The organism is Blastococcus sp. SYSU D00813, assembly GCF_054050735.1.
This window is the reverse complement of record NZ_JBJGZX010000007.1, coordinates 61,744-84,572: the sequence shown is the minus strand read 5'-3', so window position 1 is coordinate 84,572 and position 22,829 is coordinate 61,744. Positions and strand designations below refer to the sequence as shown.

Annotated in this window: 24 protein-coding genes; 16 read left to right on the top strand and 8 right to left on the bottom strand. The window is 77.1% G+C overall.

The window, feature by feature from the left end:
- The first annotated feature begins 97 nt into the window (after positions 1-97).
- Positions 98-919 carry an alpha/beta fold hydrolase gene (locus tag ACI8AX_RS07105; RefSeq protein WP_456549088.1) on the top strand — a complete coding sequence of 274 codons (822 nt, stop codon included), beginning with the start codon at positions 98-100 and terminating at the stop codon, positions 917-919.
- 67 nt (positions 920-986) lie between these two features.
- Here the strand turns inward: ACI8AX_RS07105 and ACI8AX_RS07100 are convergent, their stop codons facing one another.
- Entirely contained in the window at positions 987-1,604 is a 618-nt protein-coding gene (locus ACI8AX_RS07100) for an SRPBCC domain-containing protein (protein WP_456549087.1), read from the bottom strand.
- A 111-nt stretch (positions 1,605-1,715) separates the two neighbouring features.
- On the opposite strand from ACI8AX_RS07100, the gene ACI8AX_RS07095 reads away from it, so the two are divergent.
- Positions 1,716-2,141: a VOC family protein gene (locus tag ACI8AX_RS07095; protein WP_456549086.1), complete on the top strand. Its 426-nt coding sequence runs from the start codon at positions 1,716-1,718 to the stop codon at positions 2,139-2,141.
- 802 nt (positions 2,142-2,943) lie between these two features.
- Here ACI8AX_RS07095 and ACI8AX_RS07090 read toward each other — a convergent pair.
- Positions 2,944-3,852 carry an NAD-dependent epimerase/dehydratase family protein gene (locus ACI8AX_RS07090; RefSeq protein ID WP_456549085.1) on the bottom strand — a complete coding sequence of 303 codons (909 nt, stop codon included), beginning with the start codon at positions 3,850-3,852 and terminating at the stop codon, positions 2,944-2,946.
- A 162-nt stretch (positions 3,853-4,014) separates the two neighbouring features.
- Between ACI8AX_RS07090 and ACI8AX_RS07085 the strand changes: the two genes are divergently transcribed.
- The 3 genes from ACI8AX_RS07085 to ACI8AX_RS07075 all read left to right on the top strand — a co-directional run bounded on the left by ACI8AX_RS07085 (position 4,015) and on the right by ACI8AX_RS07075 (position 5,805).
- Positions 4,015-5,004 (top strand): TauD/TfdA family dioxygenase, encoded by a 990-nt coding sequence (locus ACI8AX_RS07085; RefSeq protein WP_456549084.1) that lies wholly within the window; start codon positions 4,015-4,017, stop codon positions 5,002-5,004.
- A 124-nt stretch (positions 5,005-5,128) separates the two neighbouring features.
- Complete coding sequence (locus ACI8AX_RS07080; RefSeq protein ID WP_456549083.1) at positions 5,129-5,377, top strand: hypothetical protein; 249 nt, start codon at positions 5,129-5,131, stop codon at positions 5,375-5,377.
- Positions 5,374-5,805 (top strand): hypothetical protein, encoded by a 432-nt coding sequence (locus tag ACI8AX_RS07075; protein ID WP_456549082.1) that lies wholly within the window; start codon positions 5,374-5,376, stop codon positions 5,803-5,805. The genes ACI8AX_RS07080 and ACI8AX_RS07075 overlap by 4 nt, the downstream gene beginning before the upstream one ends.
- A gap of 45 nt (positions 5,806-5,850) precedes the next feature.
- Here ACI8AX_RS07075 and ACI8AX_RS07070 read toward each other — a convergent pair whose 3' ends face one another.
- Genes ACI8AX_RS07070 through ACI8AX_RS07060 form a run of 3 tightly spaced genes read right to left on the bottom strand, consistent with a single transcriptional unit; the run spans position 5,851 to position 7,859 of the window.
- Entirely contained in the window at positions 5,851-6,594 is a 744-nt protein-coding gene (locus ACI8AX_RS07070) for a CPBP family intramembrane glutamic endopeptidase (protein WP_456549081.1), read from the bottom strand.
- Complete coding sequence (locus ACI8AX_RS07065; RefSeq protein ID WP_456549080.1) at positions 6,591-7,532, bottom strand: NAD(P)H-binding protein; 942 nt, start codon at positions 7,530-7,532, stop codon at positions 6,591-6,593. Before ACI8AX_RS07065 ends, ACI8AX_RS07070 begins: the two co-directional genes overlap by 4 nt.
- A gap of 54 nt (positions 7,533-7,586) precedes the next feature.
- Positions 7,587-7,859, bottom strand: a complete 273-nt coding sequence (locus ACI8AX_RS07060) for a hypothetical protein (RefSeq protein WP_456549079.1) — start codon at positions 7,857-7,859, stop codon at positions 7,587-7,589.
- 141 nt (positions 7,860-8,000) lie between these two features.
- Here ACI8AX_RS07060 and ACI8AX_RS07055 point away from each other — a divergent pair, with 141 nt between their 5' ends.
- The 3 genes from ACI8AX_RS07055 to ACI8AX_RS07045 all read left to right on the top strand — a co-directional run bounded on the left by ACI8AX_RS07055 (position 8,001) and on the right by ACI8AX_RS07045 (position 9,670).
- Complete coding sequence (locus ACI8AX_RS07055; RefSeq protein ID WP_456549078.1) at positions 8,001-8,555, top strand: hypothetical protein; 555 nt, start codon at positions 8,001-8,003, stop codon at positions 8,553-8,555.
- Between the two features lie 57 nt (positions 8,556-8,612).
- Positions 8,613-9,233, top strand: coding sequence for a scramblase (locus ACI8AX_RS07050; protein WP_456549077.1), 621 nt, complete (start codon positions 8,613-8,615; stop codon positions 9,231-9,233).
- Between the two features lie 119 nt (positions 9,234-9,352).
- Positions 9,353-9,670 (top strand): COG4315 family predicted lipoprotein, encoded by a 318-nt coding sequence (locus ACI8AX_RS07045; RefSeq protein WP_456549076.1) that lies wholly within the window; start codon positions 9,353-9,355, stop codon positions 9,668-9,670.
- A 7-nt stretch (positions 9,671-9,677) separates the two neighbouring features.
- Here the strand turns inward: ACI8AX_RS07045 and ACI8AX_RS07040 are convergent, their stop codons facing one another.
- Positions 9,678-11,372, bottom strand: coding sequence for an MFS transporter (locus ACI8AX_RS07040; protein WP_456549075.1), 1,695 nt, complete (start codon positions 11,370-11,372; stop codon positions 9,678-9,680).
- Between the two features lie 50 nt (positions 11,373-11,422).
- On the opposite strand from ACI8AX_RS07040, the gene ACI8AX_RS07035 reads away from it, so the two are divergent.
- The 5 genes from ACI8AX_RS07035 to ACI8AX_RS07015 all read left to right on the top strand — a co-directional run bounded on the left by ACI8AX_RS07035 (position 11,423) and on the right by ACI8AX_RS07015 (position 16,553).
- On the top strand, positions 11,423-12,592 hold the full coding sequence (locus ACI8AX_RS07035; RefSeq protein ID WP_456549074.1) for a PIG-L family deacetylase: 1,170 nt from the start codon (positions 11,423-11,425) through the stop codon (positions 12,590-12,592).
- Between the two features lie 65 nt (positions 12,593-12,657).
- Positions 12,658-13,377 carry a DUF2652 domain-containing protein gene (locus ACI8AX_RS07030; RefSeq protein WP_456549073.1) on the top strand — a complete coding sequence of 240 codons (720 nt, stop codon included), beginning with the start codon at positions 12,658-12,660 and terminating at the stop codon, positions 13,375-13,377.
- Positions 13,378-13,428: 51 nt separating this feature from the next.
- Complete coding sequence (locus tag ACI8AX_RS07025; RefSeq protein WP_456549072.1) at positions 13,429-14,310, top strand: ATP-grasp domain-containing protein; 882 nt, start codon at positions 13,429-13,431, stop codon at positions 14,308-14,310.
- Complete coding sequence (locus ACI8AX_RS07020) at positions 14,307-15,683, top strand: circularly permuted type 2 ATP-grasp protein (RefSeq protein WP_456549071.1); 1,377 nt, start codon at positions 14,307-14,309, stop codon at positions 15,681-15,683. Before ACI8AX_RS07025 ends, ACI8AX_RS07020 begins: the two co-directional genes overlap by 4 nt.
- Positions 15,684-15,740: 57 nt before the next feature.
- Positions 15,741-16,553, top strand: a complete 813-nt coding sequence (locus ACI8AX_RS07015) for an MOSC domain-containing protein (RefSeq protein WP_456549070.1) — start codon at positions 15,741-15,743, stop codon at positions 16,551-16,553.
- Positions 16,554-16,577: 24 nt separating this feature from the next.
- Here the strand turns inward: ACI8AX_RS07015 and ACI8AX_RS07010 are convergent, their stop codons facing one another.
- Together ACI8AX_RS07010 and ACI8AX_RS07005 are read right to left on the bottom strand one after the other, a co-directional pair.
- Positions 16,578-17,090, bottom strand: coding sequence for a universal stress protein (locus ACI8AX_RS07010; RefSeq protein ID WP_456549069.1), 513 nt, complete (start codon positions 17,088-17,090; stop codon positions 16,578-16,580).
- A gap of 330 nt (positions 17,091-17,420) precedes the next feature.
- Complete coding sequence (locus tag ACI8AX_RS07005; protein WP_456549068.1) at positions 17,421-19,754, bottom strand: glycoside hydrolase family 65 protein; 2,334 nt, start codon at positions 19,752-19,754, stop codon at positions 17,421-17,423.
- 130 nt (positions 19,755-19,884) lie between these two features.
- On the opposite strand from ACI8AX_RS07005, the gene ACI8AX_RS07000 reads away from it, so the two are divergent.
- From ACI8AX_RS07000 to ACI8AX_RS06990, 3 genes are read left to right on the top strand one after another with little or no spacing between them, the layout of a single operon-like run.
- The gene (locus ACI8AX_RS07000; protein ID WP_456549067.1) at positions 19,885-21,015 is read left to right on the top strand and encodes an endonuclease/exonuclease/phosphatase family protein; all 1,131 of its coding nucleotides are present in this window, start codon (positions 19,885-19,887) and stop codon (positions 21,013-21,015) included.
- Between the two features lie 53 nt (positions 21,016-21,068).
- On the top strand, positions 21,069-21,851 hold the full coding sequence (locus ACI8AX_RS06995) for a class I SAM-dependent methyltransferase (RefSeq protein ID WP_456549066.1): 783 nt from the start codon (positions 21,069-21,071) through the stop codon (positions 21,849-21,851).
- Entirely contained in the window at positions 21,848-22,792 is a 945-nt protein-coding gene (locus tag ACI8AX_RS06990) for a hypothetical protein (RefSeq protein WP_456549065.1), read from the top strand. The genes ACI8AX_RS06995 and ACI8AX_RS06990 overlap by 4 nt, the downstream gene beginning before the upstream one ends.
- The last annotated feature ends 37 nt before the right edge of the window (positions 22,793-22,829 follow it).

Sequence of the window (22,829 nt, the reverse complement as noted above, 5' to 3'; positions counted from 1 at the left end):
GGCCCCCCGCAATGGGTACGGTCTGTGGTCCGCGCCACAGCACGAGGCCCGCCGGGTGCCGTGCCCACCGGGTCCTCCGGCTCAGTGAGGAGCTGCCATGCCCACCACCTCCGTCCGGACCGGGGTCAGGCTCAACTACGAGATCAGCGGGGACGGCGACCCGTTGCTGCTGGTCATGGGGACGTCGGGCTCGATCCTGATGTGGGGCGAGGTGGTCCCCCGGCTCGCCGAGCGGTACCGGGTGATCGCCTTCGACAACCGCGGCCTCGGTGGCAGTGAGCGGGGCGAGGGCGAGATCTCGGTGGCGTCGCTGGCCGAGGACGCCTCGGCGCTGCTCGAGGCGCTCGAGGTCCCCCGGGCGCACGTGATGGGCTGGTCGCTCGGTTCCGCCGTCCTCCAGGAGCTGGCCCTCGCCCGTCCGGACCAGGTGGCCACCGCGGTCATGTACGCGACCTGGGCGCGGTGCGACGGGTTCCAGCGGTCCGTCCTCACCGCGCTGCGCCACCCCTACGCGACGAGGGACCTGGAGTGCGCCCTGGCCGCCGCGGGGATCGCCTTCTCGCCGGAGCTGCTCGACCACCCGGAGTTCGACGCGATGCTCGAGCCGATGCTGCCCGCCTTCCCCCAGGACGAGGCGCAGATGCAGGTCACCGTCGAGCAGTGGGACGCGGACCTCGCGCACGACACCCTGGACCGGCTCGGCGGGATCACCGCCCCCACCCTGGTCGTCGTCGGGGAGCAGGACCTGCTGACCCCACCGCGGCAGTCGAAGGCGGTCGCCGACGCCGTCCCCGGGGCGCGTTTCGAGCTGCTCACCGGGCCGGGGTCGAGCCACGGCCTGCACATCGAGCGCCCCGACGACCTGGTGCGGATCGTCACCGGCTTCCTCCAGGAGCACACGCTGCTACAGCGCAGCTGACCGCCCACGGTCGCTCGGCGCGGGACCCTCGGCCGGCACGCCCGCGGCGCGGACCAGGCGAGCGGCTTCACGACGGGGTGGGGCCGCCCTGTCGGGACCCGGCGTACCGGGTCTCCGCCCGGACCCACTCCGCGGCGCGGAGCCGGGCCAGCCGCAGCTCCTCCGCCTCGTCGAACACGTACCACTCCAGGCTGGGCCGGTCCGGCAGCGCCCCGCGCAGGTACTCGCCGAGGAAGTGCAGCGGGCCCTCCCAGCCGATCGCGGGGCTGAACGCGTCGCCGGAGAGGTCGGTGTGGAAGACGTCGGCGAGGGAGGCGTGCTCGAGCTCGAGCCAGGTGGCGTCGTCACCGTCCGCCGTCAGCCGCACCTCGACCTGGTCGGCCTCGGGGCGGTCGGGAGGGATCCACTCCAGCCGCAGCAGCGTCGGGGCGTCGCAGGCGAGGACCCTCCCGGCCGCCTGCTCCTCGAACGCATAAGAGCCGCCCTCGCGGAGGTCGCCGCGGACGGGCAGGAAGAAGCGGTCGATGCGGTCGGCGGTCGTGATCGCGGCCCAGACCTCGCCGACCGGCGCGCCGAAGCGGCGCCGGAGCACCACCGCGTGTGCCGCTCGCCCGTCGATCTCCCGGCTGGTGACGCTGCGCTGCACGGCGCCCAGGCTGGTCTCCTCGTTGGCGATGTCGGTCATGGCGCTCCCCTCCCGGTGGTCCGTGCCGGCGACGCTAGGCAAGTCGCGACTTGCATGTCAACATCGACCCCGGCCGACCCGGACCGCACCCGAGGACGAGAGGACGACGCCGTGACCCTGCGAGGCTTCGCCACGATCAACTACTGGGCCGACGACGTCGTCGCCGCCGCCGCGTGGTACGCCGGGGTCCTGGGCGTGGAGCCCTACTTCTCCCGGCCTGGACCCGACGGTCGCCCGGCCTACGTGGAGTTCCGCATCGGTGACTCCGCCGACGAGCTCGGCATCGTCGACCGCCGCTTCCAGCCGCCGGGGGCCGCCGCCGGCCCGGGCGGTGCGGTCATGCACTGGCACGTCGACGACCTCGCGGGGACGGTCGACCGCCTCGTGGCCGCCGGAGCCGAGCTCTACGCCCCCATCACCCCGCACGGGGACAGCGGGTTCGTCACCGCCTCGGTGGTCGATCCGTTCGGCAACGTGCTGGGGGTCATGTACAACCCCCACTACCTCGAGGTGCTGCGCGCGGGCCGCGCGGGATGACCGTGGAGGTCCTGGAGTTCGCCGACGGGGCGGCGTGGGACCGGTGGCTGGCCGAGCACGGCCGCAGGCGGAGGGATGCGTGGCTGCGCCTGGCGAAGCGGCGCTCGCGACTCACCCGCCTGACGCAGCCGGAGGCACTCGACGCGGCCCTGTGCCACGGCTGGATCGACAGCCACCGACGGGCGCTGGACGACGACTCCTACCTCCAGCGGTACTCCCCCCGCCGGCAGGGCAGCTCGTGGTCGAGGGTCAACGTGGTCAGGGCGGAGGCCCTGCTCGCGGCGGGGCGCTTGCGACCGGCGGGGCTCGCGGAGGTGGCCGCGGCCTGCGCCGACGGACGGTGGGCGGCGGCCTACGAGTCCCAGGCCACCGCCACCGTCCCGCCCGACCTCGCCGCCGCCCTCGCGTCCGATCCAGGAGCCGGCGCGGCCTTCGACGCGGCTGGGCCGCACCGAGCGGTACGGGCTCGTCCTGCCCCTGCTCAAGGCGCGCACACCGCGGGCACGGGCGCACCTGCTGGCCCGGACCCTGGCCCGGCTCGGCGAGCACGACGGGACCGCTCACCCACCGGCGGCCCCCGGCGGGTGAGCGGACCACCCCGGCGGTCACCGCGGCGCGGCCAGCGCGGCGCCGGAGGCGGCGAGCGTCCCGGTCGTAGGTGGCCCCGCCGGCCCGCAGCTCGGCGACGTCGTCGGCGAAGGCGTCCGGCTCGTCCCCGGACCGGCGCAGCGCCCGGCGGACCGGCGCGGTGAAGCCCGGCGAACGGCCCAGGCCGAGGTCGACGCGCCCCTCCGTCACCCGGTCAGGGACGGGGCGCCAACCCCTGCCGCAGCTCGGCCATGGCCTGCGCGAGCGACACCCGGGGCGCCCAGCCCCACCGCCGGGCACGGTCGGTGCGCAGCCGCCCGGTCCACACCGGCTCGTCGGTCCACTCCGGCTCGACGCCCAGCGCGGCGCAGGCGGTGCCGAGGTAGTCCCGCCAGGTCGCCGGCTCTCCCGCGACGACGACCGGGGTGGTCGCGCCGGCCACCGGGCCGCGCTCCGGGTCGTCGGCCGTCGGGACCGCGCCGGCGGCGACGTCGGCGACCAGGGCCGCCAGGTCGTCGACGTGCACCCACGGCCAGCTCTTGTCCGGGTTCGCCCGGCGCTCGCCCGCGCGCATCGCCCGCGGCCGGAGCGTGTTCCAGACGGACGTGTCGCCGGCACCCAGGATCGCCGGCGGGCGGACGAGCACGGTCGTCAGCCCGCCGACCCCCGCGAGGGCGGCGTCGGCGGCGTTCTTGGTGTCGGGGTAGTCGCCGCTGCCGTCGGGCAGCAGGGCGCCGTCCTCGGCGATGTCCCCCGTGCCGGGCGAGCGGTCGTAGACGCCGGCGGTGGAGACGTGCACCAGCCGGGCCACGCCGGCGTCGCGGGCGGCCCGGGCCAGGGCCGCCGTCCCCTCGACGCCGACGCGGTGCTGCACCTCCCGGGGCGATCCCATCGGGTGGACCGTCGTGACGAGGGCGTCGGCGCCGTCGAGGACCGACCGGGCGACGGCGGCGTCCGTGGGGTCACCGACGTGCTCGGAGACCCCGTCCAGCGCCGGCGCACCGCCGGCGCGGCGGACGACGGCGCGCACCCGCGCCGACCGCCCGGCCAGCGCACGGCACACCGCGGAACCGACCAGCCCGTTGGCGCCGGTCACCACGACGACCGGAGCAGCACCGCCCATGCCGCCCACCCTGCCAGCCCGGGGGCTCCTCCGCCCCGCGGCCGCCGGTCCCCGGCACAGGGCCGGCACCCCCTCGGGGGACTCGCGCTCGGATGCGGCCTGCCGGACGCCGATGTCCGGATACCGTTCCGGTCTCGACCCCGTCAGCCGCGGGAGGAACGGATGACCCTTCGGACGACGGCCCCCGACGAGCGGGCCCTCACCGGTGCGGAGACCGCCCGGCTGGTGGAGCTGGCGGCCACGATCACCGCCGACCCCGCCACGGATCCGGCCGGCTTCACGTCCCAGGCGACCCGCGCGGCGCGGCGCGTCCCCGAGTCGCTGTGGGACGTCCTGCACTGCTTCGACCTGCACGGCAGCGCCAGCGGGATCCTCGTGCTGCGGGGCGTCCCGGTCGCCGACGTGCCGCCGACCCCCCAGGACAACCGCCACCACGTCGGGGAGACGACCGAGGCGGCGCGCGTCCAGGCGGTCGTCAACAGCTGCCTCGGGCACATGATCGGCTACGAGGCCGAGGCGGGCGGGCGCCTGTTCCAGGACATGGTCCCCTCCCCCGCGATGGCCGACACCCAGACGTCGCTCAGCTCCCGCGTGGTCCTCGAGGCGCACACCGAGCAGAGCTTCAGCACGCTCGCCCCCGACGTCGTCTCGCTGCTGTGCCTGCGCGGCGACCCGGCCGCGGCCACCTACGTCTTCCCCGCCACCGACCTCCTGCGCCACCTGACGCCGGCGCAGGAGGAGCTCCTGCGCCGGCCGCTGTGGACGTTCGAGGTGGACGAGAGCTTCCGCCTGCGCGGGGACGACTTCGTCGACGGCGACGTCCGCGGGCCGTACCCGGTCCTGGCCGGACCGGCCGACGACCCCACCTTCCGGTTCGACCAGGACCTGCAGCGCGGAACCACTCCCCAGGCGCAGGAGCTGCTGGAGGAGCTGATCGACCTCTACTGCGCGCACCGCCGGGAGCACGTCCTGGCCCCGGGTGACCTCCTGCTGCTGGACAACCGTCGCGCCGTGCACGGCCGGTCGGCGTTCCGCCCGCGGTACGACGGCCGCCAGCGGTTCGTCGTCCGCTCGTTCGTCGTCCGGGACCTGCACCGGTCCCACCACGCCCGTCCCGTCGGCGGGCGCATCGTGCCGGCCCGGTACAGCTGACCCTCCTCCGCCCGGTGCCCGGCCGCCGGCCGGCCCGGGTTCAGGTGGCGCGCCACCGGGTAGCGCGGCATCGACGCCGGTGGCCATCGCCGGCGGCCACCCCGACGCGCGAGGAGACCGAGCCATGAGCATGACCAGCCAGGACGCCGCGACCGGCTCGCGGGACATCAAGAGCCACGAGACCACCAGCTTCGCCGACCTCGGCAAGGAGATGTGGTCCTACCTGACCGGCAAGGGCGCCGCGATCAACTACGAGTTCGTCGACATGGTCGTCGAGGTCCCCCGCGAGACCGGGCCGGAGGCGCCCCGCGCTACCTGGCGGCTCAACGGCACGCTGCGCATCACGACCGCCGAGAACGCCAGCCGGGGATGACCGACCCGCTCGGCCCCCTGCACCTGTCCGGCGAGCTGTCGCTGGAGGTCGACGGGGTGGGCGTGCAGGTGCACGCCGAGGGCACGCAGGTGCGGGTCGTCGCCGACGACGTCGCCACCTTCGTGGCCCGGGTCCGGGAGGCGGCGACCGCCCGGAGCGGGGTCGCGCCGGGCCGCCGGGACCTGGGCGGGCTGGCGGAGGCCCTGGCCGCCCGCGGGATCACCGCGCACCTGGAGTCCCCCACGCGGCCGGTGGCCGTCGTCGGCGCCGGCGTCGACTCGGCCGCCGGGGGGCTGCTGCTCGGCACCCGGCTGGTCCGGCCCGGCGCCGCCGCGGTGGTGATCGCCGCCGGCCGCGGCCGGCGGCTGCTCGCCGCGGGTGCCGCCGCGGCGCTGCTGGCCACCGTGGTGGTCCGCCGCCGCGGGTGAACCACCCGGGGGCGCGGCCCGGCCGGCCGCGTCCCCGGGTCCGCCTCATCCGGGCAGGGGCGAGCGCTCCACCGCGAGCCGGTCGGCGAACAGCGGCGGCAGGTGGCGCAGCATCAGGGCCGACCACACCACGTGCGTGAGCACCGGGGCCTGGATCCCGCCGGTGATCCGGCGCTGCTGGGCGAACAGCAGGCCCATCGGCAGGCTCGCCAGCACCAGCGCGGGGTTGCGGGTGGCGGTCGTGGCCAGCCCGTAGACCGCGGTCGACACGAGGACCGGCCGCTGCGCCGCTGCCGCGTACAGCGCGCCGCGGAAGAAGACCTCCTCGGCCACGCCGTTGGCCAGTGTGGTGGCGAGCACCAGCGGGGCCGACCCCTGGTCGGCGTAGCTGAGGACCGACCCGATCGCGCGGTCCAGCACCGGGATGCGCCGGGCGACCAGCGCCGCGGCGTAGAACGCGCCGAACGCGCCGACGCCCGAGAGCACCGGCGTGACCACCGGACGCTTGAGACGGTCGCCGCGGCCGAACATGCGGCCCAGGTGCAGCGGCCCCGACGCCAGCCCCCCGGCGACCCAGGTGGCGGCCACCCCGAGGGTGAGCCCGTAGAACCGGGGCGAGCCCGGCGGCGTCGACAGCGAGACGCCCAGCAGCGACGCCCCGGTCACCGCGACCGCGCCGGTGACCCGCCGCCGGCGCCGGAAGTCCGCCTCGCTCTGCCAGTGGTCGCGGGGCACGCTGCGCAGCAGCGGCCCGGCCGCCCGCAGGACCCGGGCGCGCAGTCCGGTCACCGCCGCGCTCCCCGGCTCAGCCAGCCGCCGCGGCGCGCCCCGGTCCGTTGCCGGCGTTCCCGCGCCCGTTCGACCAGGGCGGTCATGACCATCTCGTCGTAGTCCATCGGGTCGAACGGGACGACCGAGCGGATGGAGTCGTCGGTGACGACCACCTCGTTGGTCATGGAGTCGATGAGCGAGCGGCCGGTGGTCAGGTCGACATCGGTGACCAGCGACAGCCACCGCGAGGACAGCCGCGGGCTGAGCAGCGGCACGGGGACGACGAACAGGTGCCGGTTCTGGATGTCGGCGACCCGGGTCAGCATCTGCAGGTAGGTCAGCACCTCGGGGCCGCCCACCTCGAACACCCGCCCCTCGGCCCCCGGCGCCTCGAGCACGCCGACCAGGTACCGGACGACGTCGGCGACCGCGATCGGCTGCGTCCGCGTGCTGACCCACCGGGGGGTCACCATCGCGGGCAGGTGGGCCACGAGCTGGCGGGTCATCTCCCACGACACCCCGCCGTGGCCGACCACGATGCCCGCCCGCAGCACCGTCACCGGCACGCCCGTGCCGCCCAGCAGCCGCTCGACCTCGCGGCGGCTGCGCAGGTGGCGGGACAGGTCGTCGCCGTCGCGGCCCAGGCCGCCGAGGTAGACGATCCGGGCCACGCCCGCCGCGGAGGCAGCACGGGCGAAGGCCCGGGCGGCGTCGGCGTCCTTGCGCTCGAAGTCCGTGTCGCCGAGCGAGTGCACCAGGTAGTAGGCGGCCCGGCAGCCCTCCAGCGCCTCCCGCAGCGACGCCTCGTCGCCGACGTCCCCGGCGACCGGCGTGCCGGCCCCCGCGTAGCGCTCCGGCCGGCGGGTCATCGCCCGGACGTCGTGGCCGGCGTCGGCCAGCGCGGTGGACAGCCGGCTGCCCACGAACCCCGACGCGCCGGTGACCAGGATCCTCACCGGCACAGCCTCACCCGGAGAAGCGTTGTGCGCGACCCGTCGCCTGCCGCCGGCTCACCACAGGCCCGGCGCGGGACCGTCCGGGTCCGGGCCGTCCTCGGCCACCGTCCAGGCGGTGCGCCCGTGCAGCGGCGGGGTCTTGGTGCCGTCGGTGAACCACACGACGACCCCGCCGTGCGCCTTGCAGTGCGCGCGGACGACCCGCACGCGGCTGCCCCGCCTCGTCCGCGCCGGCCGCACCAGCGGGAGGCCGAAGTCGGTGCCGACCACGTCGGTGGTCAGGACCGTCTCCCCGGTGGGCAGACGGGACGTGGAGACGGTGGCCATGGGCACCTCCGCGGCGCGTGTCGAACGTGCGTTCGATCCTGCCACATCGCGCAGGCTCCCGGTGGCGCGGCGCCCGGACCCCTCGTCCGCGCGGCGCCGGCCTGCCAGAGTGGCGCGCCGGACCGCCCCTGGGAGGACGACGTGCCCGCTGCCCGCACCGCCCCGACCGCGCTGGCCCTCGCCGCCGGCCTCCTGCTCGCCGGGTGCGGGACCGACGACCCACCGGCGCCGTCGGACACCGCGACCGCTCCCGGCACCCCGGGGACGCCGACGCCGGACGCGACCGGGCGGCCGAGCCCCTCCCTCCTGTCCCCGCCGACCACCTCCGCGCCCGCGACCGGCACGGTCGTCACGGTCGGTGACAGCGAGTTCGGGCCGATGCTCTTCGACGAGCGCGGCCAGGCGATCTACCTGTTCGACCAGGAGACGACGAGCACGCCCGTCTGCTACGGGGAGTGCGAGGAGGACTGGCCGCCGGTGCTCACCGACGGCGTCCCGCGGGCCGCCGGGGACGCCGACCCGGCGCTGCTGGGCACGACGCGGCGCTCCGACGGCTCGACCCAGGTGACCTACGCCGGGCACCCGCTCTACTTCTACGTGGACGAGGACCCCGGCGAGGTGCTCTGCCACGACGTCGACCTCAACGGCGGCACCTGGTACGTCGTCACCCCGGAGGGTGGTCCCGGACCGACCTGACCGCCGCCGGGCGGCGGAGGCCGCTCACGGACCGCGCGCGGCGCTACGGTGCCGGCCGTGTCCGGCCCGCCGCCGCCCGCGGACGCGGGCGCCCGCCTGCTCGAGCAGCGCGTCGTCGCCGTCGCGGTCAAGACGGGGCTCGCGGAGCTCGCCCGGTTCGCCGTGCTCGACGCCGCGGGCCGGGAGGTCGGCGAGGTCAGGTGGGACGGCGCGCACCGGCTGGACCGCACGGGGTCCGCGCGTCGGCGGTTCGCCGGGATCGACGGGCAGCTGCCGCAGACGCTGGTCGTGCGGGACGCCGGCGGGGTCGTGCTGGTCCTCACCCGGCCGCGCCTGGGCCTGGACCGGGTCCTCCTGCGCGTGGACCGGGCCGACGGGTCGGAGGTCGGCGCGGTGGTGGGCTCGCTCCTGTTCGGCGGACGCACCCGGCTGGTGTCCGGGGGCCGCCGCGTCGGCACGGTCCGCCGGGTGCGGGACCGCGGGCGGGTGCCGGACGGATACGACGTCACCGACGCCTCCGGGGCGGTGGTCGCGCGCATCGTGCACGACGCCGGCCCGCCGGCGCCCCGGTACGTCACCGAGATCCCCCGGCCCCTGGCCGATCCGCTCGCCGGCCTGGTCCTCGCCGCGGCCCTGAGCGTCGACACGGCGCTCACCGCCTACTCCCGGCTGGGCTGACCGGCGGTCAGGCGGCGGGGGTGCCGGGCTGCCGTCGGCGTCGGTCCCGGTCCCCGCCGACCACCTCCGCACCCGCGACCGGCACGGTCGTCACGGTCGGTGACGGCGAGTTCGGGCCGATGCTCTTCGACGAGCGCGGCCAGGCGATCTACCTGTTCGACCAGGAGACGACGAGCACGCCCGTCTGCTACGGGGAGTGCGAGGAGGACTGGCCGCCGGTGCTCACCGACGGCGTCCCGCGGGCCGCCGGGGACGCCGACCCGGCGCTGCTGGGCACGACGCGGCGCTCCGACGGCTCGACCCAGGTGACCTACGCCGGGCACCCGCTGTACTTCTACGTGGGCGAGGACCCCGGCGAGGTGCTCTGCCACGACGTCGACCTCAACGGCGGCACCTGGTACGTCGTCACCCCGGAGGGTGGTCCCGGACCGACCTGACCGGCGGTCAGGCAGCGGGGGGTGCCGCGCTGCCGTCGGCGTCGGTCCTGGCCCGCGTGACGCGCCGCTGGACGTCGTCGGCGAGGTAGCCGCTGACGAGCCGGTCGGCGGTCGAGGAGGGAGCCGAGGAGCCGGTGACCGCCCTGACGAAGTCGGGTCCGCCGAGGGCGGCCAGCACGGAGTCCTCCAGCGCGCGCACGGTCGCCGTCCGCGCCACCGCCCGCAGCAGCGCGATCTCGCCGAAGGCGTCGCCGGGGCCCAGCCGGCGGACCTCGCGTCCGTCGGAGACCACCGCCACCGAGCCGGACTCCACCACGTAGAAGTCGTCGCCGGGGTCCCCCTCGCGGAAGACGTCGGCGCCTGCCGCGACGGGCACGCGCCGCACGCGCCGGGCCAGCCCCTCGACGGCCGGGACCGGCAGCAGCCGGAGCATGCCCACCCGCCGCAGCAGCACGATGCGGTCCCGCCGCACCCCGATCTCGTCGTCGGTGGACCGCAGCCCGGCCCAGCGCACGGCCACCGCCAGCGGCAGCAGGCAGCCGGTCACGACCAGCGCCCCGTTGCCGCCGAGGCCGGAGACGAGGAGGGGGACGGCCAGCGACCCGAGAGCCAGCGCGAGGGAGAACACGGCCTCGGTCAGGGCCAGCACCCGGGCCAGCGTCTCGTCGGGGACGAGGCGCTGCAGCAGCGTGAACCCGGTGACGTCGACCAGGGCGTTGGCCGAGCCCACGACCAGGAACGCCCCGACCGCCACCCAGCTGCCGGTGAGCAGGCCGACCAGGACCAGCGGCAGGCCCCACAGCGCGATGCCGGCGCCGAACAGGCTGCCCAGCCGGGAGCTGCCCGCCGCGCCGATCGACGCCATGGCCGCGGCCAGGCCGCCGACCCCGAAGGCCGCCCACAGCAGCCCCACCCCCGGCCGGCCGAGGCTGGTGACCTCGACCGCCACCACGACGGCGAGCACCGTCAGGGCGCCGCGGACCAGGCACTGGACGCCGCCCAGGAGGATGACATCGGCGGCCCGGGGACGGCGGCGCAGCTCGCGCAGCCCCTCGGCGACGTCGGTGAGCACCCCGGGACGGCTCCCGGGCGCCGCGGCCGTCCGGCGGGGCGACTCGTAGCGCAGCCCGGCGGCGAGCAGGCCGGCCACGCCGGCGAGCACCGCGACGGCGCCGAAGGCGACGGCCGCGCTGGAGGCCGCGAGCAGGGCGGCCGCGGCCAGCGGGCCGACCAGCGCCGCCGCGCCGTCCAGGATCGAGCGGACGGCGTTCACCCCGGCCAGCTCGTCGGGGGTGGTGCACAGCGTCGGGAACAGCGCGCCGAGCACCGGCCGGTAGGCCGCGTGGCACACAGTGGAGACGGTCAGCAGCGCGTAGACGAGCAGCGGCAGCCCGGCCGCCGCCGCCACCCCCGCGCCCGCCGCGGTGGCCGCGCGCAGCGCGCAGGTCACCACCAGCAGCCGGCGGCGCGAGACCCGGTCGGCCAGCGCTCCCAGCCAGGGCAGCGCGACCGACGCGGGCAGCACGCGGAGGAACCCGATCAGGCCGACGCCGACCGCGCCGTCGGTGTCGAAGGCGTAGACCGTCATCGCGGTCAGGAAGAGGAACTCGCCCGTCCAGGCCGAGACCGACGACGTCTGCGCGAGCCGCAGGTTGCGGTTCCCGGCGACGGAGGCCCAGGCCTCGCGGTAGGCACCGCGCACCGCGCGCACGCTAGCAGCGCGGGAGGGTCCCGACCGGCAGAATCTGCGGGGTGGTCGACGAGCCCCCGGCACAGGTCCCGGCGGGCCGGCCGCCGCGGGTGCTGGGCGTGTTCGCCCACCCCGACGACGAGACCGTGTGCGCCGGCGGCACGCTCGCCCGGTACGCGAGCGCCGGCGCCGACGTCCGCGTGGTGTCCCTGACCCGGGGCGGCGCCGGCCAGATCAGGGACGCGGGCGTGGCGACCCGGGGCACCCTGCGCGCGGTCCGGGAGCGGGAGCTCGCCGCGGCGGGGGCCGAGCTCGGGCTCACCGAGACGCGGTGCCTGGACCACCCCGACGGCGGGCTGGCGGCCCTCGACCCGCGCGTGCTGACCGACCTGGCCGCGGACCTGCTCCGCGAGCTCACCCCGGACGTGGTGCTGACCTTCGGTCCCGACGGGTTCTCCGGACACCCCGACCACGTGGCCGTCGGGGCGGCGGTCACCGCGGCCTGCCACGAGCTGCGGTCCGCCGTCCCGGTCCGGCTCTTCCACTGCCACCTGCCGCGCAGCCGGGTGCTCCTGCGCGACCGGCTGGCCGACTGGGTCGTGGAGCTGACCAGCCGCTTCCGTGGCACGGCGGACTTCGTGCGCGCGCTGTCGGTCTTCTCGCGCGAGACGACGGCGCTCGGGTACGCAGCCGACTTCGTGACCGTGGAGTGGTTCCCCGCGGGCTCCTACCTGGTGGAGCAGGGCGAGGCGGCCACGGTCATGTACTTCCTCCTCTCCGGCCACGTGGAGATCCGGCGGGAGGGCGCGGACGGGGTCGTCCGGGTGGTCGACCGGTCCGGGGCCGGGGAGTTCATCGGCGAGCAGGGCATCGCCACCGGCCGGCCCCGCAACGCGCACGTGGTCGCCCTCGACGACGTCACCGCGCTCGCCTTCGCCTCCTCCGACCCGCTGGCGCTGGGCGGCGGCGGACGGGAGGACCCGTCGCCCGCCCTCACCCGGACGCTGCCGTCGGGGGACCGGATCGACGCCCGGGTGACCACCTGCATCGACGTCTCCGACTTCGTCGGCCACAGGATCCGGGCGACGGCGGCGCACCGGTCGCAGTACCCGATCGACCCGCAGATGTTCCCGGAGTCGATCCTGCGCGAGATGTTCGGAGCCGAGTACTTCGTCCAGGTGCTGCCCGAGCAGGAGCTGCGGACCTCGCTGCTCGACGACGCCGGCGGCTGAGCCGGCCGCCGCCGGGCGCGCACGGACCGCTGGTCACCACCTGCCCCGTCCGGTTGGATCCCGGGATGGCGACCCGCCGTGCGCTGCTCCTGATCGCCGACATCGGGGGCTACACGCAGTACATGCAGTTCCACCGCAGCGTCCTCGGGCACGCGGAGGCAGCGACCCGGCGGATGCTCGACCGCGTGGTCGGGGCCGCGCGGGACTTCGACCTGATCGAGATCGAGGGCGACGCGGCCTTCCTCTCCCGGGACGCCGACGGCCTCGACGGTCCGGCCACGCTGGCCGCCGTCAGCAAGGCGGCCGTCGCGATGCACCGCGCGTTCCACACCGAGCGCCGGTACGTCGAGCTGAACATGTGCCCGTGCGGGAGCTGCACGCAGACCAACGGCCTGACGCTGAAGTTCGTGGCGCACGTCGGCGAGGTGGCGACGCAGACGATCCGGCGCCGGCGGAAGCTGGTCGGCGTGGACGTCATCTACGTCCACCGGCTGCTGAAGAACCCCGTCGAGGTGCCCGAGTACCTCCTCGTCTCCGACGAGCTGTACCGCGACGGCGGCGCCACCGCCGGCGAGCTGGACATGCGGGAGGTCGCGCAGGACCTCGAGGGGATCGGGCCGGTGCAGACGTACTTCGTCGACGTCACGGACATGGCTGCACCGCTGCTGCCCATCCCGGACCCCTCGTGGCCCCGGCGCATCGGGAACACCCTCGGCATGGTCGGCCGCGGCCTCCCGCACGTCCTCCCCCGCCGGCGTCCCCGCACCCTCACCGCCGCCGGCTGACCCCGGGCCCGCGCGGGTGTCGCCGCGCCGGCGGCCGGGCACAGGGGCACGGTGCGCGTGCTGCTGGTGATCACCGACGAGGACTGGTACGAGGCGGCCGGGTACGCGGCCGCGTGGGTCCGGGCGCTGGAGGAGCAGGGGGCGCAGGTCGAGCGGCTCGCCCGGGTGCCGGCCGACTGGCCGGTCAGCGGCCCGCCCCCGGGCCGGTACGACCTCGCGATCGCGCACGTGCTGGTCGAGGAGGTCGTCGCCTACGCGCCCACCTTCGCCCTGGCCACCCTGCTCGAGGCCGCCGGCGTGCCGCTGCTCAACCCCGTCGCCTCGCTGGTCGCCTCCGCCGACAAGCTGGTGACCCACGCCGTGTGGGCGGCGGCCGGGCTGCCGCAGCCGGCCGCGTGGGACCTCGCGCACGTGCGCGAGTGGCCCATGCCCGGACGGCGGATGGTGCTCAAGCCGGCGCTGGGCGACGGCGCCCGCTACATCGAGCTGGTCGGCGACCTCGGCGCCGCCCGCGCCGTCGAGGCGGGCTGGCGGGCCGACGAGGCCGCCGGCGGTCACCGGCGCGGCGCCTCGGTGCTGCAGGAGTGGATCGCCGAGCCGGCCTGCGTGCGCCTGTTCGCCACGCCCACGGACACCTCCCTGGCCTACGAGAAGTCCCGGGCCGACGGCGCGCTGGTCACGCACGGCACGGTCTACCCGCGCGTCTACGAGGCGCCGGCGGAGATGGCGCGGCTGGCCCAGCGGATGGTCGCCGCGCTGGGCGGCGGGCTCATGGGCGTCGACGTGCTGGTCGAGCCGGACGGCCGGCTGGTCGCGCTGGAGGCCAACGCGCCCTTCGGCTTCGACGTCACCGATCCCCACCAGGGACGGTGGGTGGCCCGCGCCGCCCTGGCGGCGGCGGAACGGGCCGCGGGGCGGCGGGCGGCGGCGTGAGCCCCCAGCGGCTCGCCGGCATCCCGGCGTCGCTGGACGAGGCGCTGCTGCCCGGTGGCGGCGACCGGGAGCACGCGGCCGCCGCGCTGGCCGCCGTCCGGGCGTACGGGCCCGGCCGGCTGGCCGCCGACGTGACCCGGGCGGCGGCCGCGCTGGGCCTGGAGCACGGCATGGCCGGGGAGGAGCACCCGTTCCGGCTGGACCCCGTGCCGCGGGTGCTGCGGCGGGCCGAGTGGGAGCAGGTGGCCGCCGGCCTGCGCCAGCGGCTGCGGGCGCTGGAGGCCGTCGTCGCCGACGCGCACGGACCGCGCGAGGCGGTCCGCGCCGGCGTCGTCCCGGCCGAGGTGCTCGACACCAGCATCTACCTGACCCCGGGCCTGCCGGCGCCCCGCCGCTGGATCGGCATGGCCGGGCCCGACCTCGTCCGCGGCGCCGACGGCCGGCTGGTGGTCCTGGAGGACAACGTCCGCACGCCGTCGCTGCTGGCCTACGCACTGGCCGTCCGCGACCTGGTGGAGCCCCGGCTGGGCGTGCGGCCGGGCCCCGCGCCCGTGCGCGAGGCCGCGGTGTCGGCGGTGCGCCGGATGCTGGCGGCGGCCACCGACCGCCCCGACCCGGTCGTCGCCGTCCTCGGCGACGGGCCGCGCGGCGGGATCCCCTGGGAGATCGACCGGCTCGGGGAGATGGCCGGCGCGCCCGTCGTGCTGCCCGAGCAGCTCGCCGTCCGCGGGGACGCGCTGCACCTGCCCGACGGCCGGCGGGTGGACCTGCTCTGGCGACGCACCGGCGAGGAGCGGCTCACCGGTGACGACGGCCGGCCGAACGAGCTCGGCGAGGTGCTCCTGGGGCCGCTGCGCGCCGGCACGGTGACCGTCGTCAACGCCTTCGGCACCGGCGTCGCCGACGACAAGCGCACCTACGTCTACGTCGAGGACCTGGTCCGCTTCTTCCTCGGCGAGGAGCCGCTGCTGCGCTCGGTGCCCGCGTACGACCTCGGCGACCCGGCGCAGCGACGGGCGGCCCTCGACCGGCTGCCGGAGCTGGTGCTCAAGCCGCGGTGGGGCTCGGGCGGCTGGGGCGTGCTGATCGGCCCCCGTGCCGACGCCGGGCAGCTCGAGCGGGCCCGCGCCGCCGTGGTGGCCGCCCCCGGCCGGTGGATCGCGCAGGAGCCCGTGGCGCTGTCGACCCACCCCACCGTCGTCGACGGCGCGCTCGTGCCGCGGCACGTGGACTACCGGCCGTTCGCCTTCTGCGCCGACGACGAGACCGTCGTGCTCCCGGGCGGCCTCACCCGCGTGTCGCCGGCCGAGGGCGACCTGGTGGTCAACGCCTCCCAGGGCGGCGGCGCGAAGGACACCTGGGTGGTCGGCTGAGGCCGGGCGCCGCTGCCTAGGCTCGGTCGTCGTCCCCTCCCCCCGGATCGGAGCTCCATGCCCGCCGTCTCGCGCCTGTCGACGACGCCCGTCAAGGGCACCGCGCTGCACTCCCCCGGCCGCGTGCAGCTCACCGCGGACGGCGTCCAGGACAACCGGCGCTTCCACCTCGTCGACGCCCGGGGCCGGCTGTTCAACGGCAAGCACCACGGGCCGCTGGTCCGGATCACCGCCGACTACGACGCCGGCCGGCAGCACCTCACCCTGCGGCTCCCCGGCCGCGACCCGGTCGAGGGGACGACGGCGGAGCTGGGCGAGGCGGTGGTGACCGACTTCTACGGGCGTCCTGTGCCGGGCCACCTGGTGACCGGCCCGTGGGACGCGGCCCTGAGCGAGTTCGTCGGCGCGCCGGTGCACCTGGTCGCCACCGACGTCGCCGGGCACGGCGTCGACGTCCACCCGGTGACGCTGGTGTCCTCGGCGACGATCGAGCACCTGCGCCGGGTCGCCCCCGGCGGCGAGGTCCTCGACCACCGGCGCTTCCGGATGCTGGTCGAGCTGGACGGGTGCGAGGTCCACGAGGAGGACACCTGGGCCGGCCGCCGGGTCCGGCTGGGCGGGGCGACGGTCCGGGTGGTCGGGCCGGTGCCCCGCTGCGTGGTCACCAACGAGCACCCCGACACCGGCGAGGTCGACTTCAGCACCCTGAAGGCGATCGTCCGCTACCGCGGCGAGCTCGCCCGCGACCTCACCACCCCGGTCGCGCACCTGCCGGACAACGGCGCCGCGGTCTTCGGGGTGTACGCGACCGTCGAGGAGCCCGGCCCGGTCGGCGTCCGGGACCCGGTCGAGGTGCTGCACGGGGCCTGACCGGTCCCCCGGCGCCCGCGGGACTCAGCCCGGCGACGCCGCGCCCGCCGCTCCGGCGGTGGACCTCGTGCGCCGGCGGGCGCCGGACCGAACGACCGTGACCGGGCACGGGGCGGCGTGCACGCAGGAGTCGCTCACCGAGCCCATCAGCCGGCGGGCGAACCCGCCGTGCCCGCGCGCCCCGACCACGAGCAGGTCGGCGTGCGCCGCCGCGGCCAGCAACTTCGCGATGGGCGGCCCGTGCACCACGTGGGTGTGCACCTCCAGCCGGGGGTCGAGCCCCGCGTGCGCCACGCAGGACTCCAGCTCCTCGCGCACCGCCTGCTCGAAGTCGGTCAGGGGCGGCACGTAGCCCGGCTCCCAGGTACGCGGCCGGGGCGCCGACGTCATGTACCAGCAGCGGACGACGTGCAGCGGCAGCCCCGCCTTCCCGGCCAGGTCGGCGGCCCAGACCAGTGCCTCCTGCGCGCACGCGGACCCGTCGTGACCGACGACCACCCCGCCGTCGACCACGACCTCCTCGCAGACCCTCGTCATCGTTCCTCCCGCTTCCCCGGGGCGTGTGACGCACACCACGATCGCGTCTCCGCTCGCCCGGGGGAAGGGCCCGACGGTCCCCCGGCGGCACCGGTCGGGCGGGACGGGAGGTGTGGGACGGGAGGGGCGGGAGAGGCGCGTGGGACGGGCGCGCGCCCCTGCGGCCGTCGCCGGCGATGACAGGGGTGAGGCGGCCGCGCCGGCGTCCGTCCCGGGCCATCCCCCGTGGGCCCGGGCCGTGGGCGTCCGGCGCGGTCGTCTCCCCCGCCGGCCCGGCGTGTGCGCCGGCGCCGCGTCCACGGCCGGTCCTCGCCGCGTGGGCGCACACGCTCACGTCCGTGGTTCCCGGCCGGCCGGCTGGCGCGGCTCGGGCAGCAGCGGTGCCGGGGCGCGCAGCGCGGCCGACGCCGGCGCCCCGGCCGCCACCGTCAGCGGTGTGCCGTCGACGACCACGGGCACCGGCCCCTCGCCCCGGACGAGGGCGACCGTGGTGCCCTCCCGCGTCGTCTCCACCCGCAGCAGCCGGCCGCGCCAGGTGACCGAGTACGCGGTCCGGGACAGCGCCGCGGGCAGCAGCGGCGCCAGCTCCAGCTCCTCGCCGTCCTCCCGGAGCCCGCCGAGGCCGGCCGCCAGGGCCAGCCACGCCCCGCCGACGGCGGCCAGGTGCAGGCCCTTGCCGGTGTCGCCCTGGACGTCGCGCAGGTCGACGAGCGCGCACTCGCGCAGGTAGCGCAGCGCCAGGTCCGGGTGGCCGGCCGCGGCGCAGGCCACCGCCTGCACGGCGGCCGACAGCGAGGAGTCCCGCACCGTCCGGGCCTCGTAGTACGCGAGGTCGTGGGCCACCTGCTCGGGGGTGAACTCGTCGCGGCACCACCACAGCGCCAGCACGAGGTCGGCCTGCTTGAGCACCTGCCGCCGGTAGAAGGTCGCGTAGTGGTGGTGGTCCTGGACCGCGGCGCCGTCGGGCAGCTCCTCGAACGGCCACTCCCGGTAGGAGGTGAAGCCGGTGTTCATCGGGTGCACCCCCAGGCCCTCGTCCCACGGCACGTGCACCGCGTCGGCGGCCGCGCGCCAGGCGGCGGTCTCGGCGTGGTCCACCCCGAGCTCGGCCGCGCGCGCCTCGAGGCGCCGGCAGGCGTCGGCGGCCCACCGCAGGTTCCGCCGCGCCATGAGGTTGGTGAAGACGTTGTCGTCGACGACGCCGGTGTACTCGTCGGGGCCGGTCACGCCGAACAGGTGCCAGCCGCCGGCGGCGTCCTCGGCGCCCAGGCACGCCCACGTGCGGGCCGTCTCGACCAGCACCGCCAGGCCGCCCAGCTCGTCAAGGTCCTCGCCCGTGGCGTTCCGGTACAGCCAGAACGCGCGGGCGACGTCGGCGTTGACGTGCCGCGCCGCCGTGCTCGCCGGCCAGTAGGCGGAGACCTCCCGGCCGCTGATCGTGCGCCACGGGAAGGCGGCGCCCTCCATCCCGAGCGTCCGTGCCCGCTCCCGGGCGAGGTCGAGCGTCCCGGCCCGCCAGCGGAGCAGCTGCTCGGCGGCCCGGGGACGCAGCAGGGTCAGCGCCGGGACGACGAACCCCTCGACGTCCCAGAACGTGTGGCCGCTGTAGCCGCGGCCGGTGAGCCCCTTGGCCCCGACCGGGGCGCCGGAGATGCAGGCCGTGCCGCAGCACAGCTGGAAGACGGCGAAGCGCAGCGCCTGCTGCAGCTCCGGGTCGCCGTCGACCTCGACGTCGGCCGTCGCCCACAGCTCGTCGAGCTCGCCGCGCTGGGCGGCGAGGAGCCCGTCCCAGCCCAGGTCGCGGGCGGAGCGCACCGCCGCCGACGCCTCACCCAGGACGGAGTCGGCCGCCGCGTCGTACGACCAGCTGTACCCGGCCAGCTTGACGACGGTGAGGACGTCCCCGGCGCGCAGGTGAGCGGCGACCGTGGTCACGACGTGGTCGTCGTCGGCGTCCGCGTCGACCCGCCCGCCGTCGACGACGTGGTCGACCGCGGCCGCGATCGTGATCCCCGACCGCCGGGTCCGCTCGACGAGGGCGCCGCCGGCCGGGCCGACGGTGCGGGCGAGCAGCGCGAACGCGTCGTCCAGGCACTCGGCGACGCGTGGGTCGTCGTTGTCCACCCCCGTCGGCGTCACCCCGCCGCCGGCCAGCTCCGACCGCAGCAGCACGTGCGCGGAGCCGTCGAGCACCCGCACCTCGTAGCGGACGGCGCACACGCCGCGCTCGACCAGCGAGACCAGCCGCCGCGACGTCACCTCGACCGCGGCGCCCGCCGGCGTCGTCCAGCACACCCGCCGGTCGAGCGTGCCGGTCCGCAGGTCGAGCGTCCGCTCGTGTGCCTGCGGCCGGACCTCCCGGACGTCGAGCGGGACACCGTCGACGAGCAGGCGCAGCGGCGTGGCGTCGGCGACGGTGACCATCGCCTGCCCCTCCTCGGGATGGCCGTACCCGCCCTCGGGGTACGACAGCGGGTGCGTCTCGTGGACGCCCGACAGGTAGGTGGCCCGCATGCCGGAGGGCTCGACCTCGTCGAGGGTGCCGCGGACGCCGAGGTAGCCGTTGGACAGGCTGAACAGCGACTCGGTCGCGGCGAGGGTGGCCAGGCCGACGCGCGGTTCGCGGACCTGCCAGGGGTCGGTCTCCAGGTCGGGGGTGGGCATGCAGGTCCTCCCGGGCTCGGCGGGGCGCGGGCGGCACCCCGTCCCCGTCCTACCGGGCCGCGCGCGGCGGCGCGATCCGGCCGGGCGCGCCGACCGCCCCCGGCGCGGTCGCCTCGCCCCCGGAGGCCGCATGACCCCTGATCGACCCCACCGGCTCCGCTCCCCGTCGCTGCTCGCCGTCGAGTCGGTGCTGGTCGCCGCCCTGGCCTCCGGCGCAGGCGCGACGGCCGCGGACGCCCCCGTCCCCCTCGCGGACGCCGGCGACGGCTCGGTCACGGTCATGACGCGCAACCTCTACGTCGGCACCGGGGTCGGCGACGTCTTCGGGGCCCGGTCGCAGGCCGAGCTCGTGGCCGCCGGCAGCCGCGCCTGGGCCGACCTGCTCGCCAGCGACTTCCCCGCCCGGGCCGAGGCGCTGGCCGACGAGGTCGCGGCGGTGCGGCCGGACGTGGTCGGCCTGCAGGAGGCGACGCTCTGGCGCACCGAGACCCCCGGTGACGTCCTCACCCGCCCCGCCCCGGACGCGACCACCGTCGTGTTCGACTTCGTCGCGATCCTGCGCGCCGAGCTCGCCGGCCGGGGGCTGCCCTACACCGTGGTGGCCACGTCCACGAACGCCGACGTCGAGTTCCCCCGGGCCGACGGCGCGGCCGCCCCGGCCGACCTCCGGCTGACCGACCGCGACGTCCTCCTGGTGCGGACCGACCGGGCCGACCGCGCCGGCGACGCCCGGGACGGCCGCTACACCGCGCAGTTCGTCGAGCCCGTGCTGCTCGGGCCGGTCGGCTCCACCCGCGGCTGGACCGCCGTCGACTACCGGCTCGACGCGGCGACGACGGTGCGGGTCCTCAACACCCACCTCGAGGTGTTCGACCCGGCCACCGGCACGACCCAGCAGCAGCAGGCGGCGGAGTTCCTGGCGCTGGTGGCGGCGAGCCCCCACCCGGTCGTCGCGCTCGGCGACTTCAACTCCCCGGCCGACGGATCGGGCACCCCGGTGTACCGGGACCTCACCGCGCGGCTGACCGACGCGTGGGCCGCCGCGCGCCCGGGCGACCCGGGCTGGACGTGCTGCCAGACGCCCTCGCTCGCCGACCCGGTCGGCCGGCAGGCGGTGCGCCTGGACCTCGTCCTCGTCTCCGGCGGCCTGCGGGTGGACCGGGTGACGCGGACCGGCGACCGGCCGTTCCGGGCCGCGCCGCCTCCGCTGTGGGCGTCGGACCACCTGGGCGTCGCCGCGCGCGTCAGCGTCCCCGGGTGAACCGTCCGGCCCGCCGCTCCGTGTTCCCCGGCAGGTGGACACGCGGAGGTGCGATGGACCCGGGACCCCCGACGGCGACGCAGGACCCGCCGCGGGCGCAGCGCGCCGCGCTCGCCCGGGCCGCGGAGGCCGCCTTCCCGGCCGGTGAGTACGTGGGGCAGGAGAGCTTCGTGCGGGCGACCGAGATCCGCCGGCTGGCCGCACGGGCCGGCATCGGGCCGGGGGTGGCCGTCCTCGACGTCTGCTGCGGCACCGCGGGCCCCGGCCGGTTCCTCACCGCGGAGCTGGGCTGCCGGTACCGGGGCGTCGACTCCTCGGCCGCCGCCCTGGCCACCGCCCGGGAGCTCGCCGGGGACCTGCCCTGCTCCTTCGAGCAGGCGGAGGTCCCGCCGCTGCCGGGCGGCCCCGCCGACGTCGTCCTCCTGCTCGAGACCCTGCTCGCGTTCGCGGACAAGGCCCCCCTGCTGGCCGAGGTGGCCCGCGTGCTGGGGCCGCGCGGCCGCTTCGCCTGCACCGTCGAGGAGGGGCCGCCGCTCACGGCCGGCGAGCGGGCGCGGATGCCCGCCGCCGACACCGTCCGGCTCGTCGAGCTCGGCGAGCTGACCGCTCTCCTCGGCTCCGCCGGGCTCACGGTCACCCACCGGGAGGACTGGACCGCCGCCCACGCCGCGACGGCGGCCGCACTGCTGCACGCCTACCGCGCCGAGGCCGACGCGCTCGCCGGGGCGCTCGGGCCGCGGGCGCTCGCCGACCTGCTCACCGCGCACGAGCTGTGGGCCGGGTGGCTGGCCGGCGGCCGGGTGCGCAAGTACGCCCTGGTGGCCGAGAAGCGATGACACCCACCGGCACCACCCCGACCGGCACCACCCCGACCGGCACCACCCCGACCGGCACGGCCTACGCCTACACGCGCTACCTGGCCGCCAAGCGGACCGTCGACGACCGGGCCCTCAACCGGCCCGTCCTGGACGAGCTGCGGCGGCTGCTCCCGCCCGCGCCGCTGCGGGTCCTCGAGGTCGGCGCGGGGCTGGGCACCATGGTCGCCCGGCTGCTCGAGTGGGGGGTGCTCACCGACGGCGAGTACACCCTGCTCGACGTCGACCGCCGGCTCCTCGCCGACTCCCGCGAGTGGCTGTGCGCGTGGGCGGGCACGGCCGGCGTGCCCGCCCACGCCCTGCCGGACGGCGTCCGCCTGGGCGGGCTGCGGGTGCGGCTGGTCGAGGCCGAGCTCGGCGGGTACCTGGACGGCGGGCACGGGGAGCCGGCCGACCTGCTCGTCGCGCACGCCTTCCTGGACCTGGTCGACGTCCCCGCCGTCCTGCCGGGGCTGCTGCGGCTGCTCGTCCCGGGCGGCGCGTACTGGTTCACGGTGAACTTCGACGGCGAGAGCGTCTTCGAGCCCGGCCACCCGCACGACGACGACGTCCTCGGCGCCTACCACCGCAGCATGGACACCCGCGTCCGGCACGGCCGGCCCGCCGGTGAGAGCCGGACCGGCCGCCACCTGTTCGGCCACCTGCGCGCCGCCGGCGCCCCGGCGGTGGCGGCCGGCTCGTCGGACTGGGTCGTCCTCGCCGGGCCGGACGGGGCCTACCCCGCCGACGAGGCGGCCTTCGTCGAGGCGGTCCTGCAGACGGTCCAGGACGAGCTCGAGGGCCCCGGCGCGCCGGCCGGGCTCGCCGACTGGCTCGCGGCCCGCCGCCGGCAGCTCGCCGCCGGGGAGCTGGTGTACCTGGCCCACCAGCTCGACCTCTGCGGGCGCGCGCCCGCCGGTTGAACCGGGGCGGCTGCGCGTCCGTGCTCCCCTTCGAGGC

Coding starts and splice junctions, on each gene's coding strand:
- ACI8AX_RS07090 (WP_456549085.1), bottom strand. CDS start 3,852: ATGGGCGGTGCTGCTCCGGTCGTCGTGGTGACCGGCGCCAACGGGCTG.
- ACI8AX_RS07000 (WP_456549067.1), top strand. CDS start 19,885: ATGACCCCTGATCGACCCCACCGGCTCCGCTCCCCGTCGCTGCTCGCC.
- ACI8AX_RS07005 (WP_456549068.1), bottom strand. CDS start 19,754: ATGCCCACCCCCGACCTGGAGACCGACCCCTGGCAGGTCCGCGAACCG.
- ACI8AX_RS07100 (WP_456549087.1), bottom strand. CDS start 1,604: ATGACCGACATCGCCAACGAGGAGACCAGCCTGGGCGCCGTGCAGCGC.
- ACI8AX_RS06995 (WP_456549066.1), top strand. CDS start 21,069: ATGGACCCGGGACCCCCGACGGCGACGCAGGACCCGCCGCGGGCGCAG.
- ACI8AX_RS07010 (WP_456549069.1), bottom strand. CDS start 17,090: ATGACGAGGGTCTGCGAGGAGGTCGTGGTCGACGGCGGGGTGGTCGTC.
- ACI8AX_RS07105 (WP_456549088.1), top strand. CDS start 98: ATGCCCACCACCTCCGTCCGGACCGGGGTCAGGCTCAACTACGAGATC.
- ACI8AX_RS07075 (WP_456549082.1), top strand. CDS start 5,374: ATGACCGACCCGCTCGGCCCCCTGCACCTGTCCGGCGAGCTGTCGCTG.
- ACI8AX_RS07015 (WP_456549070.1), top strand. CDS start 15,741: ATGCCCGCCGTCTCGCGCCTGTCGACGACGCCCGTCAAGGGCACCGCG.
- ACI8AX_RS07030 (WP_456549073.1), top strand. CDS start 12,658: ATGGCGACCCGCCGTGCGCTGCTCCTGATCGCCGACATCGGGGGCTAC.
- ACI8AX_RS06990 (WP_456549065.1), top strand. CDS start 21,848: ATGACACCCACCGGCACCACCCCGACCGGCACCACCCCGACCGGCACC.
- ACI8AX_RS07060 (WP_456549079.1), bottom strand. CDS start 7,859: ATGGCCACCGTCTCCACGTCCCGTCTGCCCACCGGGGAGACGGTCCTG.
- ACI8AX_RS07045 (WP_456549076.1), top strand. CDS start 9,353: ATGCTCTTCGACGAGCGCGGCCAGGCGATCTACCTGTTCGACCAGGAG.
- ACI8AX_RS07085 (WP_456549084.1), top strand. CDS start 4,015: ATGACCCTTCGGACGACGGCCCCCGACGAGCGGGCCCTCACCGGTGCG.
- ACI8AX_RS07080 (WP_456549083.1), top strand. CDS start 5,129: ATGAGCATGACCAGCCAGGACGCCGCGACCGGCTCGCGGGACATCAAG.